Origin of the sequence: Limosilactobacillus oris DSM 4864 (assembly GCF_001434465.1) — a bacterium.
GTDB classification, from domain to species: domain Bacteria; phylum Bacillota; class Bacilli; order Lactobacillales; family Lactobacillaceae; genus Limosilactobacillus; species Limosilactobacillus oris.
The window spans coordinates 1-15,090 of the sequence record NZ_AZGE01000004.1 but is presented as its reverse complement, the minus strand read 5'-3'; the positions used below and the strand labels follow the sequence as shown (position 1 = coordinate 15,090).

The following is a 15,090-nucleotide window of genomic DNA, read 5'->3' as shown; positions in this document are numbered from 1 at the left end:
AATTCGCACGCTCAGCTCTTGTTGCTACTAATGGCCGAGAATTTATAAACTGATAATTCTTTCTAACTATTCTAGCTTGCTTTGGTTCCGATAAGCGTTGCTAGCGCTAACCACTTGCTATTCGCCAAAGGGGAAGCTGGCCGTCTCACTTTAGCCACTCTCAAACGACTAATCCTAAAATATAATGGTTATAAATTAAATTATTTTCTTCCTTTATCGCTTGAAATATCAATTTAAGGTGTTATTGTTTAAATATCGAAAAGCGATGAGGGGAGCAATGACAATGCTATCACGTGATAATCAGAAAGAAATACTTAGAAAATACACTGGTCAACGGCAACATTATGCTATCAAAAAGCTGACCGTTGGGGTTTCATCGGTTTTGATCGGTTTGTCGTTCTTAGGCGTCCAGGCCCAAAACGCTTCTGCTGATGCCAATGCAGCGCCAGTAGTTTCCACAACGCAAGTCGAGTCTAACGAGAATGGAAACCAAGGTCTAACTGATTCAGTATCCGTAGCAAAGAATGTTACCTCAGCTAATCTGGTAACAGTTTCTAACTCGGCTACCGAGCGCGCTAAACTAAATCAGGACCTTCCCGCTATCTATACGAATAATCCGAGTGACGGTTCCGCGGTTAAGACGGCGGGCGACCATATTATTCCAGGTTTGGCTAATGAGGCCCAGTACAATCTTTCGGTTACCGCTCGCAACGGTAGTACAAGCGGTAGTCAGGCGGGAAAAACTGCGGGAGTTTACCTTCCTAGCGGTGAAACCACCAAGCACGCCCTAGTTAACTACCAGACTGCACAAAACTTGCAAATTAATTTTGAACTGAGCAACCCTACTGATCAGGAAATGCAAATTTCACCGGTGGTTTACCTAAACCCTTATGGCCCCTACCATAACGTAGTTGACCCCTCATTACTCCGCTTTGGCGACAAGGGGGAAATTGTTGATCAGAATGGTCAAGTGATCAATGGCTTACAACTTGTTTTTGCCTTTAATGGTAACAAAAACTATTATACTTACGACGAACTGGTCGCTCGTGGCCTTGCAGTCGGCCAGGCTGATACGTTTAAGGTCGTTGGGACCTTGGCTGCGCATACCACTGCGCACGTTATCCTTCCCCTGACGTTTGATACGGCTAACATCGGCACCTATTTGACGACTCACCAGTCGGCCGCCAATGAAATCTGGCTGGCGGGCGCTAATGATACCGGAACGATTGACCTGTACCTTTCAACACCACTTTGGCGGCAAACAGATGTTGCAAATGATGACATTTTACCAATGCTTAAAACGGCTGAGTCACTGTACCAACTTCTTCCGGCCGAGACTACGGCCCAGTTGCTGGCGGCATTACCCAAGGCAGGAGCAGTATTGGTGAACGTTTCTAATATTGGAAACGTTGGCGGCAGTGCTAATAGCAGCGACCCTGTTTTATGGATGAACGGGACCTACCAACTCAAACTTGACCAAGTGCAGGATGTATTACGGCAATTTGGCTACACTGTCAACCTCACTCCTGATGGACAAAACTTTGTAGACCACTATACGTACAATACCCAGGCTATGCAGGGCGTCCAGAATGCTGACGGTAACCTGGACGTGAAGACGAACTATGGCTTTTACGTTGAAGTACACCCGGTTTTGCTGACCCGTGATATAGAAACGCAGGTCGGCTCTAAATTGATTAGTGACTGGCAGCCAACGGACAATATTGTAGCGGTTAATAACTTAGACTACCAGGGCAGTGGTACTACGGGTGATATTTTCAAACTCGTTCCGGTTGCCCCAAGCCAAGTGCGGGTCGTTGGTATCGCAAACCAGGATGGTCAAACCGTTTCGACGATTGATCCTACTGTTCCCGGAACGTATACGGTTAGTTATGAATACTACCTGAATGGCAACCAAAATCCGGCCTTTAGGGTTACCAACACGGCCCAGGTGAGGGTCACCCAGGCGACGACTCCAATCGTACCGGTCGATCCAGAAATCATTGACCCGAATAAGGTCCACAATGACGATGACCATGGTGGAAATGATAACTCTAAACCTAACGGCGAATTGATTGATGGCGAAAACGGTAGCAACAGTCAGACTGGACGCGGTCAACTAACCGGGCAGGGACAGTCAGCAGGTCAGGCGACTGGCGTTGTTAGTGCCAGTCGTTACTCGGTGCCAACAGCTAGTGCCAGCCAGGCTCAGCAGCAACTGCCCCAGACTGGGAATCACAGCTCAATGGCGGTCGCTGGGCTGGGAATTGCCAGTTTCTTAGCCATGTTTGGCCTGGCTAGGGGGAAGCAGCACTAGGAAGCACCTAACCGCCTAGTTTAGCTGGCAAGTCAGATTAAGCGGTACCCGGTAGCAATAACCGGTTTAATTCTGGCAAGCTAGCCTTGACCACTGTTAATCAGCTGGATATTAAATAAGCAGTTCCTCAAATCAGCTTGATCTGAGGAACTGCTTTTGTTTTTTATAGGTTTTCATCAGTGTTGAAGTTCAGTGGAGAGTAGTCAGTCATCTTAGTGATTAACTCCAGTGTGAGCTTCTTATAGGCATTCATTGTATCCGTAGCGAAGTTTTCGCTTTGCTGGGTTAGAAAATTTGCCCGCTCGTTGCCCTGGTAGTTGACTAAGGCGTGATCGGTTTCTTTAATCAGTTTAATTGCCGCGGCGTTCCGCTCTTTTTGCACTTCTTCTAGCAAGGGGAGGAAGTCGTGAAGGTGGCTGTCAACGAGGACGCTTGCGTGCTTGAAGATCCAGTAAGCAGAATTAAGCTGGGCTGGCAGTTTCCCTCGCTTATAAGAAGCAGGGACATCCGTGATTCCGTTGAAGAAGGGAACGTAAGTACTCTCGGCGGCAACTCCCATTGCGAGCCAGTGGATGTTAGCCCCCGTTTGCCGCCCCATCTGCAGGATGTGCGACTCTTGAGTCTTAGCCAGGCTAATTGGACGGTAGCGGTGGGCAAGAGGGCCCTTGCTCAATGGATCGTAAGGGGTGCCGGCGAAGTGATCGCTGAGGTAGCGCTGGGCATCAAAAATGGAGAGCCGGCGGTCTGGTTTCATGATGAAGGGCAGGTCAGCACTTTCAGCTTGCTCGTCTTGTGCGGCCAGTGAGCTGAACATCTGGTGCCCAATCCAAACCCGGGGTTCACTATAAACGGCGTCGGCCCGGTCAGCAGTACCAAAGATTTGCCGGAAGTTGAAACCGGCAGGGTGGGGATTCAGATGGTTTTCCTCCACGAACTCGCGGATCCCCGGGTGGAACATAAAGTTTTCGGGATCGTTGAAGTCAACCTCCTGGATTGCCAGCTGGTTAGCAACCACCGCATAGGCGTCATCTGGGATGCGTTGGGCAACCCAGTAGTGGCCGCTGCCGTTTTCAAAGTACCAGGCTTCATTATTATCCGCAAAGAGGACGCCATTGGTTTCACCGCTGCCATATTTGGCGATTAGGTCACCCAGGTGTTGGACACCTTCCCGGGCAGTCTTGACGAACGGCAGAACAACGGTAATCATTGCTTCCTCGTTCAAGCCGTGTTCCACGTGGGGGTCGCAGCCGAGGACCAGCTGGTTTGAGTAGGCGCTCTCGGTTGCGCTCATTGCCACGTCGTATTCGTTGATTCCGTCTTCTTCAAAGAGCCCCGCCCGGTCAGTCCACTCGGGGGTGGCGGTATAGCGGGCGCTTTCTCCGGGGAGGACTAACTCGAGCTTAGTTTCTTTGGAGATAAAGCGCTTGCCGAGCTCACCCCGCTGGTGAACAACCATGTGCTTAGGCCAGGCTGCCTTTGCATCTTCGTTCCGGCCAATCATGATTGAACCATCAATACTGGCCTTTTTACCAATTAGAATGCTCGTACAAGCTGATAGCGTGTTTGTCATGTGGTTTTCCCCTTTATTTCAATAGTCGATAACGTTTAGCAATTGTACCGCGAAATGGCGGACAAGTCGAATAATATCTTTTTTTAGGGAGGGAGTTTTCAGGCGAATTATGAACGATTATAATAGGTAGGATAGTTTTAAGAGAGGAGTGAGGAAGATGGAGCAGGGCTCAGTGTTGATTGTAATGGTCGCGGCCTTGGTAATCCCCATCGCGATGGCCCGGTTGAATGTCTCTAACATTCCCACGGCAGTCGCCGAAATTATCACTGGTGTTATTCTTGGTAAAAGTGCATTTAATATTGTGCAGGCTAATGAGATGCTGACGTTGATGTCAACGCTTGGTGTCATCATGCTGATGTTCTTGTCAGGGATGGAAATTGACTTTGACTTATTTAAGAAGGGGCCGGATAAAAACCAGGACGGCCAAAATCCGGTTCAGCTTGCTGGGCAGGCGTTTGGTTTGATTATTATTACTGCGGCAGTGCTGGGAATTATCTTACGCAGTTTGGGCCTGTTTTCTGATTTCTTCTTAGCAACGATTTTATTTTCGACCGTTGCGCTTGGGGTGGTAATTGCCACGCTCAAGGAAAAAGAAATTTTAGGACGGCCGGCAGGACAAACGATTTTGCTGACGGCAGTCCTCGGTGAGGTCGTGCCAATGCTCTCGCTAACGATTTACGCGTCGCTGAACGGTGGGGATGCCAAACGTTTATGGCTGATTATTCTATTGTTTTTAGCGGCGATTATCCTGCTGCGGCGGTTTAAGCAGCCCTATATCTGGTTTAGCCGGATTTCAAAGGCCACGACGCAACTGGACATCCGCTTGGCCTTTTGCTTGATTTTTGTTCTGGTAACAATTGCGGAAACGGTAGGGGCAGAGAACATTCTAGGGGCCTTCCTGGCGGGGATGGTAATGAAGCTCCTGGAACCAACTGAGGCGACTAAGGATAAGTTGACGTCGATTGGTTATGGCTTCTTGATCCCCTTCTTCTTTATTATGACTGGTGTTAAGTTAAACCTGCGGGAGCTTTTTGCCCACCCCCAAGCCCTGGCATTGATCCCCATTCTGGTGGTTTGCTTTATTATTGCTAAGTTACCGGCAATGTTGGTTTACCGGCGGCGCTTTTCGACCCGCAACTCGTTTGCCGGCAGCTTTCTGGTTGTAACTACGATTACACTGGTATTGCCTTCGCTGACGGTGGCACGCAACCTTCACGCAATCACGGCAAACCAGTCTGACGCCTTTATTTTGGCAGCCGTAATTGTCTGTATTATCGCTCCAATCGTCTTTAACTCGGTTTACAAGCTGGAAAAGGCGGATCTGATTAAGCAACGGGTTGTCTTTGTGGGCACTAATACCTTTACAGTGCCGGTCGCGCAGCAACTGTCAAAGAACTGGTATAATGTCCGGATGCTGACTGATAACGAAGATAACTATAAAACCTTTAACAGTGAAGTGGCTTCGTTGACCTACCTGCCAACGATTGATGAGGAGAGTTTGCGAGCGGGTCATTACTTCGATACGGATATTATGGTGATTTGTTTCCCTGCTGACAGTAAGAATGCCCGGCTGGCGAAAATTGCCAAGGGAGCAGGGGTCGGCCGGGTGATTGCTGGTCAAAATGATCCCGGCCGGGGACAATCCCGGATGAAGATCCTTAAAGACTTGGGAGTTGAGATTTATAACCGCTTTAACGTCCACATTAGTGTCCTTCGTTCGTTGATTGAAACACCGTCAATTCTGGAGATGCTAACCGATACCGAGGCGGGCTTATTTGAAGCCGTTGTGCGCAACCCGAATATTGTTGGTCAGGAGCTGCATACGTTACCGTTTATTGACCAGATTACGGTTAGCCGGATTTATCGTAACCATCGGCCAATCTCTCCTCATGGGGACACCGTCCTCGAGGCTGGTGATCACGTTATCTTTACCGGTGAACGTCTGGCGGCCGAAGAAGCACGCCGTCAACTGCGCCGTCGAAGCTGACCGAAGCGGAGAGGGGATTTCGTTAGCGCTTTATTTATGTTAAGATAGGGAAAGATTAATTGGAGGAGGGTTACCAAATGCCATTAGTTCATATTGACCTGATCGAGGGCCGGAGTGAGGAACAGCTCAAGGGCCTGGTTAAGGATGTCACCGCAGCGATTTCAAAGAATGCCAATGTTCCAGCAGACCGGGTACACATTGTCTTGAATGAAATGCGAAAGGATCGCTACAGTGTCGGCGGCACGATGGTCAGCGACAAGTAAATAAAAGCCACCCGGAGATTAGTTCTCAGGTGGCTTTTTTGAAAGGATGAAGTGAATTTGAACGAGCAACAATACATTATGGCAATTGATGAGGGGACTACCAGTGCCCGTGCAATTATTTTTGACCATGACGGAAATAAGGTCGGAATGAGTCAAAAGGAATTCCCCCAGTACTTTCCCCAGCCTGGATGGGTTGAACATGACGCGATGGAAATTTGGGATAGCGTCCAGGCAGTTATCTCGGACGTGATGATTAAGACCCAAATCAAACCATATAAGATTGCCGCGATCGGAATCACTAACCAGCGTGAAACGACGGTCATCTGGGACAAGAATACTGGCAAGCCAATTTATCATGCCGTAGTCTGGCAATCAAAGCAAACGAGTGCATTGGCGGAGCAGCTGATTAAGGACGGCTACAAAGAGATGATTCATGCCAAGACTGGTTTGGTGATTGATTCCTACTTTGCGGCGACTAAGATTAAGTGGATCCTGGACCGGGTGCCTGGCGCGCGGGAAAAAGCGGCACGAGGAGACCTGCTCTTTGGAACTATTGATACTTGGCTGTTGTGGAATTTAAGTGGTCGACGTGTTCACGCTACGGATGTCTCGAACGCGAGCCGGACGATGCTGTTCAATATTCACGATTTGGAATGGGACCAGGACATCCTGGACCTGCTGGATATTCCTCGGGCGATGCTGCCAGAAGTAAAGCCAAGTTCAGCAGTCTTCGGCTATACTGGTGATTATCACTTTTATGGCGTCCAAATCCCGATTGCAGGAATTGCCGGTGACCAGCAGGCGGCGTTGTTTGGTCAGGCGGCTTATGAGAAGGGCTCGGTAAAAAACACTTACGGAACTGGTGCTTTTATTGTGATGAATACGGGATTAAAACCGACCCTCTCTGATAACGGCTTGTTGACAACCATTGCGTACGGCTTGGATGGTAAAACTTACTATGCCTTAGAGGGGAGCATCTTTGTAGCCGGCTCGGCGGTACAGTGGCTGCGAGATGGTCTTCAACTGTTTGAGCACGCGAGTGAATCTGAACGGATGGCGGTCGCTGCCGAATCGACTGGCGGGGTGTATGTTGTTCCTTCATTTACCGGTCTGGGTGCCCCATATTGGGATCAAGAAGTGCGGGGAGCCATTTTTGGCCTTACCCGGGGGACCAACCGGAAGCATCTGGTGCGGGCAACCCTGGAATCGATTGCTTTGCAGACTCGTGATGTAGTAGATACGATGGTTCAGGATACTGGCCTTCCATTGACGGCCCTGACAGTTAATGGTGGGGCTTCACGAAATGATTTCCTAATGCAGTTCCAGGCGGATATCTTGCAAACGCCGATTAAGCGGGCGGCCATGGAAGAAACTACGGCATTGGGAGCCGCCTTCCTGGCCGGGCTAGCAGTTGACTTCTGGAATGACCAGGACGAGCTGCGGCGCCTCTCTAAAATTGGCGACCAGTTCCAGCCTGCAATGAAGCCTGAACAGGCCAACCAGATTTACGCTGGATGGCAACAGGCAATCAAAGCAGCCCAGTTTTTCAGCCATGGAAAATAGAACTTGTGGGTAATGCTGGTAAGAAAATTGGTTTTAAAGAAGCTAAGAAAATATCCCAGATTCTTTAAAAATGATGGTGTTATAGTGCATGGCTGCAAACTGGCAATTTAAATGCTGGAATTACCAATTACGGTTAAATAGATTCACAATGCGAACTAGTCATCCTTGAGGGAGTGGACTAATGAACTAGGTAGGATAGTTCATTAGTCCACTCCTTTTTAATTAATACAATTGTTCCTAATAATTAGTGAAAAAAAGGCGTTATTACGTATAGTTAAAAATATATATGAATGGATAATCATGTGAACATAACTAAAAGAACCTTTTTTTGTGCATAAATAAAAAGTAGTAATTAATGCTTACTTTTATCAATTAAATAGTTGCTATATATTAGACATTTTATTTTGCAATTGACTTAATAAAATTATGTGGTGATTGCAAGAGATAAATGTAAGATTTCACAAGTAGTTAATTGATATTTATACGTAAAATAGTAAGCGCTTACTATTGGTAAACGTGGGTAATTAAGATTATCAATTGTGAAACGATTTTGGAAATTGAAAAAGGATAGTCTAATGATATAGTGATGATGTGCACAACATATGTGAAGTTAAACTAAATAGCGCGTTAGAGTCCTACTTTTGTAAATTTTATTTATGTTCTATAAGGGGGGGATTTCGATGAAAAATTCAAGTCAAGAGGAAATGATGGCCTCTAAGGCTGGCTTAACGGTTGATGAATGGCGCAAAGAAACAAAATTTGACAGTGTTGACCGTGGCTGGGTAATTATGAGTATCGGAATGGCAATTGGTGCGGGAATCGTTTACCTTCCGGTTAAAGTTGGTATTGTAGGTATTTGGACATTTTTAATTTCTGTAATCATTGCTTACCCAGCAATTTATTTGTTTCAAAAGCTTTTTATCAACACGCTAGCTGAATCGAAAGAATGTGTGGACTACCCAACCGTAATCACAAACTACTTGGGGAAAAATTGGGGATTCTTTCTAGGGATTCTATATTTCCTTATGCTGGTTATTTGGGTGTTTATATATTCAACTTCTGTCGTGAATGATAGTGCCTCTTTTTTACAAACCTTTGGTGTTACTAAGGGTGTTCTTTCGGATAATCCATTTTACAGTCTTGCGGTTATCTGTATCTTAGTTTTAATTTCTTCACTAAGTGAGAAGCTACTATTCAAGATTTCAGGCCCACTGGTAATTATTAAATTAGCGGTTATTGTACTACTAGGAATTGTGATGATTCGTTTCTGGAATTTAAGCAACCTGGGGGCCTTTCCACCGTTGGGATATTTGATTAAACAAACAATTGTGTTATTGCCGTTCACGCTCACATCAATTATTTTTATTCAGTCACTATCCCCAATGGTAATTTCTTATCGAGCACACAATAAGAATATTGAAGTAGCTCGCTATAAGGCATCACGAGCAATGAAAATTGCCTTTTTGACTTTATTTGCTGCGGTACTGTTTTATGCATTCTCATTCAGCTTCTCAATTGATCATGCCCAGGCTGTTGAAGCCAATAAAGAGAACATTTCCGCACTTGCCATTGCAGCCAAAGGAATGAGCGGCAACACGGTTAAGGTTGCTGCATTGACAATGAGTATTCTTGCTGTGGTTACGGCATTTTTCTCAAATTTTCAGGGCTTTAGAGAGGCTTGTCAAGGAATTGCTGTGAATGTCTTAAAACGATTCATGCCAGAGAGTCGAATTAACATGAAAGTCTTACATGTGGGAATCTTAATTTTCGCAATTTTAATTACTTGGCTGGTAGCGGTTATTAATGCGCCTATTTTAAATTACACCTCATATTGTTCACCGATATTTGGGATTATCGGTTGTCTATTACCGACGTATCTTGTTTATAAAGTTCCTGCTCTCCATCATTTGAAGAGTCCCAGCTTTATCTTAATCATTTTAACTGGAATCTTACTAGTAATCTCACCATTTTTAGCTGTTTAATATAGGGGGAATAAAAAATGGAACAAGAAAAACAAAGTATGTATCTAAAGGCCCTTCATAAGGGAGTCTCTACCGCTACGGGCTGTACGGAACCGGTGGCAGTAGCCTTTGCAGTGGCAACCTGTGCCGAACAATTGAATTACGAAGAACCTAAACAGATTGACGTGAAAGTTTCGGCCAATATTATGAAAAATGCAATTGCAGTTATCGTACCAGGAACAGGCAAACCAGGTTTGCCAATTGCTGCTGCGGTTGGTTACCTGTACGGGGATGCTTCCAAGGGAATGAAAGTAATTCCTAAACTAACTGCTGAAGATGATAAAAAAATAGTTGCTTTAGCAACTTCTGGAAAGATTACGGTCTCAGTAGCTGATGTCCAGGATAAATTATACGTTCAGGTTAAGGTAACGACCGTCAATAATAATACTTCAGAAGTATACATTGCAGCTGATCATACAAATATATATCTTATCAAGAAAAATGGAGAAACTGTATTTTCGAAGGAACGTCCGGCAGTGGATTCATTGGCTGACTGGGAATTATTTATGCAGAAGAGCAGTTTAGAGGAAATTTGGAATTTCTGCATGACTACACCGCTGGAAGAACTAAAATTTATTAAAATTGCACAGGAATATAATATGGCACTGGCCAAAGAGGGGCTCACGAACAACTATGGTATGAAAGTTGGCCGTTCAATGAACAATCCACAAGGCATTGCTTATGAAGATTCTTTGACCAACAAAATTGTTTCAAAGACAGCGGCGGCTTCCGATGCAAGGATGGGTGGTGCACAGTTACCGGCTGTCACTAACTCCGGATCAGGCAACCAAGGAATCACGGCTACGGTACCAGTATGTGTGATTGCTGAATACAAAGGTTCGGATGAGGAACAGCTAATTCGCGCACTTGCCTTATCGCATTTAACTGCTATTTACGTCCATTCATTTTTGCCGATTTTATCGGCATATTGTGCGACTCATTCTGCCGCAATGGGAGCTGCTACCGGGATTTGCTACCTGCTTGGCGGGAACATAGACGACGCCAGCCGTGCAATTAAGAATATGGTTGGCGACGCATCAGGTATGATCTGTGATGGTGCTGGATGCTCATGTGCTATTAAGGTTGCCACATCAATTCAAACGATGTTTAAAGCAGTTAATTTGGCCATGCAAGGGGTTACCATTCCAGGAACTAATGGAGTGGTAAGCGATTCGGTTGATGAAACGATTAGAGGTTTAGGCAAGCTTACGCGCAATGGGTTGGCAGCGTCTGATTCAGTAATATTAAGAATTATGATGGATAAACAGGGTAATTAGCCCGAAAAGGGGTTAAATTAATAATTTGTTTTCTTAAAGTGTGTATTGTTAGTCAATGTAAGTTTATTTAATGACAAGAAATATTAAGAAGTTAGCAGAATTTTGCACAGGAGTAAGCGATTAGTCTTTTATAATTAAAGTCAAATAATATTTTGCTCATATCACCCTCATAATCTTGTGAAACCATTCATTATCTATCAAACATGGGGTATGATAAATTTTGGAAACGCTATTATATTTATTGGGTATTCCAATTAGGGGGAATATTATTATGAAGAAAAAGACTCTTGATCAGTCGGCGTATGGCGGTGTGCCAGGAAGCAAGTACATTCCATATCTAGGTTCACACGATGGACTTGGTGGTAGTCCGCTGATTATGATTTTTGGTGCTGTTTTGGCTGTAATTTTTGCAGCATCAACGGCATATTCTGGAATGAAGGCTGGATTGACAGTTTCAGCTGGTATCCCTGGAGCGATTTTAGGATCAGGCTTAGTTGCGGCCTTTGCTAAGAAAAAGGGGATTCTAGGAGTTAACTTGATCCAAGGAATGTCTAGCGGTGGTGAAGCGATTGCCAGTGGGATGATTTATGTCTTGCCGTCAATCGTTCTGATTGGTCGTAAGATCAGCTTTACCTATGGCTTCCTTGTGGGGGTTACTGCCGTTGCGTTTGCAATCGGTGTTTCTAATATTGTTTTTAATTACTTAATCATTACGCAGCATGGGACATTAAAGTATCCTGAATCGATGGCGATTGCTGAAACACTGGTTGCTTCGGAAGCTGGTGGTGAATCACTAAAGATGATGGGAGTGGGTTTTGGTATCGGTGGTATCTTAACCTTCTTTACAACCCAGTTTATGGGTTGGTGTAACAGTATGATTGAATTCTCCAGCAAGAAATTTTATAAATGGGATATGTCGACTGAAGTAAACCCAATGCTACTCGGAATTGGGTTTATTATCGGGATTAACATTTCCATCATCATGATTTCTGGGACAATATTTGCTCAATTTGCGGTTGCACCTTTACTTAGTTACTTCATTGGGATGTCAGGTGATTCGTTTAAGGTTTGGAACGATGCAAGCATCCAGCTGAACCAGGCAGGAACTGACGTCGTGATTGGCGCCTATCTGAAATACATCGGTGCCGGGATGATGCTTGGTGGTGGAATTATCGGTGCTTTGAAGCTGATTCCTGCTATCAAGCAGTCAATTTCTGAAACCCTTAAAGCGCGGAAGAGTAGTAATGGCGACAATGGTGATAAGTTCAGTTCAATGCTCTTGCTACTGGGAGCTGTATTGATTTTGGTAGTTTCCTTCTTCTTTGCAAAGTATAATATTATGATTGCATTGATTGGTGGCCTGCTATCAATTATTCTTTCATTCCTCTTCGTTATCGTTTCTGCCCGGATGGCAGGTTTGATTGGTGCTTCCAATAATCCGGTTTCTGGAATGACCATCGCGTCAATGGTAATTTTAACGTTGATTTTTGCAATTTGTGGCTGGTCAGACAATGACCATGTGCAGATTCTATTGACTTTTGGTGTATTTATCGTTACCGCCATTTCTGTTGGGTCTGGTTATATGCAGACTCAAAAGGTTTCCTTTGTTATCGGCGGTAATAAAAACGAAATGACTAAGTACTACTTAATTGCCGGTATTATTGGGACTATTGTTGTTGTGGGAACGATGATTCTTCTGGAACCACAATTGCGGATTACCGGCTCGAACCCGCCGTTTGGTTTACCACAGGCTAACCTGATTGCTGCCTTGACTCAAGGGATAATGTCCAATAAACTTCCGTGGGTAATGGTAATTGCTGGTGTTATCCTTTCAATTGTCTTCTTTATGTTGGGCGTTCCAGTAATGGCATTTGCATTGGGCTTTTACCTTCCGGCTTCCACGACATCTATCATTTTCATCGGTGCGGTTGTTCGTTACTTTGTAGAGAAGGTTACCAAAGACAAAGAAACCTCTAAACACCGGATCTCGAGCGGTATTAGTATGTCATCTGGTTTAGTTGCCGGAAGCTCGATCATCGGTTTGATTGGTATCTTCCTGCACGTCTTTGGTGTTATTAAGGATAAGACCTTGACTGGTTTCGTGGCATCTAATGAAATGGCTTGGGTCCTGTTGGTAATCATGCTGGTAGCAGTGCTGATTCCACTGTTTAGAATTCATGGACCGCAGGCAAATTCGGGAGAAAACAAGTAATGCAACTGAACCGTGAAAAGAAAAAGGGGATTACGGAGGACGACTTAAAACGGCTAGTTTATAAGCGGAATCCGCAGGCACATTATGTTGTTAAAGATGGGATTGTCACAATTATTAAGGAAAATAATCATCCAATACAGCGTTTCTTTCGCAATCGACTCCATTTTAATATTCCCGAAGAGAGCACGCTTGATTTAGACCGGTATGGAAGCTATGTTTTTTTGCACTTAGATGGCAAAACCAATGTATACGACTTGGGTCAGGCATTGGGAAGGAAGTTTGATGAAACCCGCAAGTATCAATACACGCGGCTTGTCTTATATCTTCGCCAGCTTGATCACCAGAATAATCTAATCATTAAAGTAAAAGGTAACTAATTTTAGGAGGTTATCGCTATGCAAAATAAAGATGCTTGTACGTCAATTATGGTTGGTAAAAAGGCTTCTTTGGATGGAGCTACTTATATTGCTCGGAACGAAGACCGGGTTAAAGCAATTGAGCCGAAGCGCTTCCTGGTAAAGCCTGCTGTTGAAGGACGGCATGAAACTTACGTGTCACCTTATAATAAGGTCACCGTCCCGATGCCAGAAAAGGGGATGCGCTACACTTCTACGCCTAGCTTGAATCAAAAGACTGGTCCAAACGAAGAAGATGGAATTAACGAAGCTAACGTTGCTGCTTCCTTTACCGAGAGTGTTTATGCGAACGATCGGGTTCTGGCTTATGACCCGTTTATCAAGAATGGGTTAGCAGAGGACTCGCTCTGTACGTTAATTCTGCCATTTATTCACTCTGCCCGGGAAGGTGTTGAATATACCGGAAAATTAATTGCCAAGTATGGTTCAGCGGAGGGTAACGGGATGCAATTCGCTGATGAGGATAGTGTTTGGTACATGGAAGTTGTCACTGGTCACCAGTGGGTAGCTGTCCGGATTCCGGATGATTGTTATGCTGTGACACCAAACCAGGTAGCAATTGAGGACATTGACTTTGATGATCCTGAAAATTACATGTGGGCTGATGGTATCCAAGAATTTGTTGAGGAACACCAATTAAACCCTGACACTGACCGTTGGGACTTCCGGCACATCTTTGGGACCAGTACTCAAAAGGACCGGCACTACAACACACCACGGACTTGGTTTGCACAACGCTACCTTAGTCCTCAGGCTTCCCAGGGACAAATGCCAGAAGACTCGGAAATGCCATTTATTCGTAAGGCCGAGTTTAAGATTTCTGATGAAGACATCCAGTACGTTCTGAAGTCGCACTTCAACGAAACGCCTTATGACCCAATGGGGGATTCACCGGAAAACAAGACCTACCGGGCAATCTCCCTGTCCCGGACCGCGCAGTCACATATTTTGCAGGTTCGGAATGACAAGAAGTATAAGACCAGTGTTCACTGGATTGAGTTAGGGGTTCCAGCCTTCAACCCGTACGTTCCGTTCTTCGCTAACGCTGACGACACCGACGAGTCGTACCGGAATGTTCCTGAAAAGATGGACCTCAAATGTGCGTTCTGGTTAAATGAAGCTTTAGCAGAAGTTGTTGAAAGCCACTACAACGAATTTATCGAAAAGAACGAGGACTATCAAAAGGAACTTAACGAGTGGGCACGCCGGCAGATTGCCGAAGTCGACAAGGAAGCCGCTCAGTTGGACGGTCAATCATTGGTTGACTACCTTACCAAGCAGAACCATGAGGTAGCCGCTCACTATAACGAACGGACAAAGGAACTCTTCTTTGAATTACTGACCGAGGGGTGTGAACTTTCAAAGATGTCGTTCAAGATGGATCCAAACTTGTAATGAATGCCAACCATAAATAAAAAGACCCGGGAGCCGGATGATTTATGAAGTGCAACAAAAAAGTTAGACAAA

10 protein-coding genes are annotated in these 15,090 nt (G+C 45.1%); 9 read left to right on the top strand and 1 reads right to left on the bottom strand.

The window, feature by feature from the left end; translation table 11 throughout:
- Nucleotides 1-277: 277 nt before the first annotated feature.
- Nucleotides 278-2,314: a YSIRK-type signal peptide-containing protein gene (locus FC49_RS03005; protein ID WP_056984126.1), complete on the top strand. Its 2,037-nt coding sequence runs from the start codon at nt 278-280 to the stop codon at nt 2,312-2,314.
- Between the two features lie 163 nt (nt 2,315-2,477).
- Here the strand turns inward: FC49_RS03005 and FC49_RS03000 are convergent, their stop codons facing one another.
- Nucleotides 2,478-3,884: a C69 family dipeptidase gene (locus tag FC49_RS03000; RefSeq protein WP_056984124.1), complete on the bottom strand. Its 1,407-nt coding sequence runs from the start codon at nt 3,882-3,884 to the stop codon at nt 2,478-2,480.
- Nucleotides 3,885-4,041: 157 nt separating this feature from the next.
- On the opposite strand from FC49_RS03000, the gene FC49_RS02995 reads away from it, so the two are divergent.
- The 8 genes from FC49_RS02995 to FC49_RS02960 all read left to right on the top strand — a co-directional run bounded on the left by FC49_RS02995 (nt 4,042) and on the right by FC49_RS02960 (nt 15,018).
- Nucleotides 4,042-5,871: a monovalent cation:proton antiporter family protein gene (locus tag FC49_RS02995; RefSeq protein ID WP_056984123.1), complete on the top strand. Its 1,830-nt coding sequence runs from the start codon at nt 4,042-4,044 to the stop codon at nt 5,869-5,871.
- A gap of 77 nt (nt 5,872-5,948) precedes the next feature.
- Nucleotides 5,949-6,134: a 2-hydroxymuconate tautomerase gene (locus FC49_RS02990; RefSeq protein ID WP_003715255.1), complete on the top strand. Its 186-nt coding sequence runs from the start codon at nt 5,949-5,951 to the stop codon at nt 6,132-6,134.
- Nucleotides 6,135-6,191: 57 nt separating this feature from the next.
- Nucleotides 6,192-7,697 (top strand): glycerol kinase GlpK, encoded by a 1,506-nt coding sequence (gene glpK, locus FC49_RS02985; protein ID WP_056984121.1) that lies wholly within the window; start codon nt 6,192-6,194, stop codon nt 7,695-7,697.
- Between the two features lie 680 nt (nt 7,698-8,377).
- Nucleotides 8,378-9,679 (top strand): SLC5/6 family protein, encoded by a 1,302-nt coding sequence (locus tag FC49_RS02980; RefSeq protein ID WP_202812914.1) that lies wholly within the window; start codon nt 8,378-8,380, stop codon nt 9,677-9,679.
- A 17-nt stretch (nt 9,680-9,696) separates the two neighbouring features.
- Entirely contained in the window at nt 9,697-10,995 is a 1,299-nt protein-coding gene (locus FC49_RS02975; RefSeq protein WP_056984119.1) for an L-cysteine desulfidase family protein, read from the top strand.
- A 271-nt stretch (nt 10,996-11,266) separates the two neighbouring features.
- Nucleotides 11,267-13,207: an OPT family oligopeptide transporter gene (locus tag FC49_RS02970; RefSeq protein ID WP_056984118.1), complete on the top strand. Its 1,941-nt coding sequence runs from the start codon at nt 11,267-11,269 to the stop codon at nt 13,205-13,207.
- Nucleotides 13,207-13,584 (top strand): hypothetical protein, encoded by a 378-nt coding sequence (locus tag FC49_RS02965; RefSeq protein WP_056984117.1) that lies wholly within the window; start codon nt 13,207-13,209, stop codon nt 13,582-13,584. The genes FC49_RS02970 and FC49_RS02965 overlap by 1 nt, the downstream gene beginning before the upstream one ends.
- Before the next feature lie 18 nt (nt 13,585-13,602).
- Nucleotides 13,603-15,018 carry a C69 family dipeptidase gene (locus tag FC49_RS02960; RefSeq protein ID WP_056984115.1) on the top strand — a complete coding sequence of 472 codons (1,416 nt, stop codon included), beginning with the start codon at nt 13,603-13,605 and terminating at the stop codon, nt 15,016-15,018.
- Nucleotides 15,019-15,090: the final 72 nt, after the last annotated feature.

Coding starts and splice junctions, on each gene's coding strand:
- FC49_RS02960 (WP_056984115.1), top strand. CDS start 13,603: ATGCAAAATAAAGATGCTTGTACGTCAATTATGGTTGGTAAAAAGGCT.
- FC49_RS02990 (WP_003715255.1), top strand. CDS start 5,949: ATGCCATTAGTTCATATTGACCTGATCGAGGGCCGGAGTGAGGAACAG.
- FC49_RS02970 (WP_056984118.1), top strand. CDS start 11,267: ATGAAGAAAAAGACTCTTGATCAGTCGGCGTATGGCGGTGTGCCAGGA.
- FC49_RS03000 (WP_056984124.1), bottom strand. CDS start 3,884: ATGACAAACACGCTATCAGCTTGTACGAGCATTCTAATTGGTAAAAAG.
- FC49_RS02975 (WP_056984119.1), top strand. CDS start 9,697: ATGGAACAAGAAAAACAAAGTATGTATCTAAAGGCCCTTCATAAGGGA.
- FC49_RS03005 (WP_056984126.1), top strand. CDS start 278: ATGACAATGCTATCACGTGATAATCAGAAAGAAATACTTAGAAAATAC.
- FC49_RS02995 (WP_056984123.1), top strand. CDS start 4,042: ATGGAGCAGGGCTCAGTGTTGATTGTAATGGTCGCGGCCTTGGTAATC.
- FC49_RS02965 (WP_056984117.1), top strand. CDS start 13,207: ATGCAACTGAACCGTGAAAAGAAAAAGGGGATTACGGAGGACGACTTA.
- FC49_RS02980 (WP_202812914.1), top strand. CDS start 8,378: ATGAAAAATTCAAGTCAAGAGGAAATGATGGCCTCTAAGGCTGGCTTA.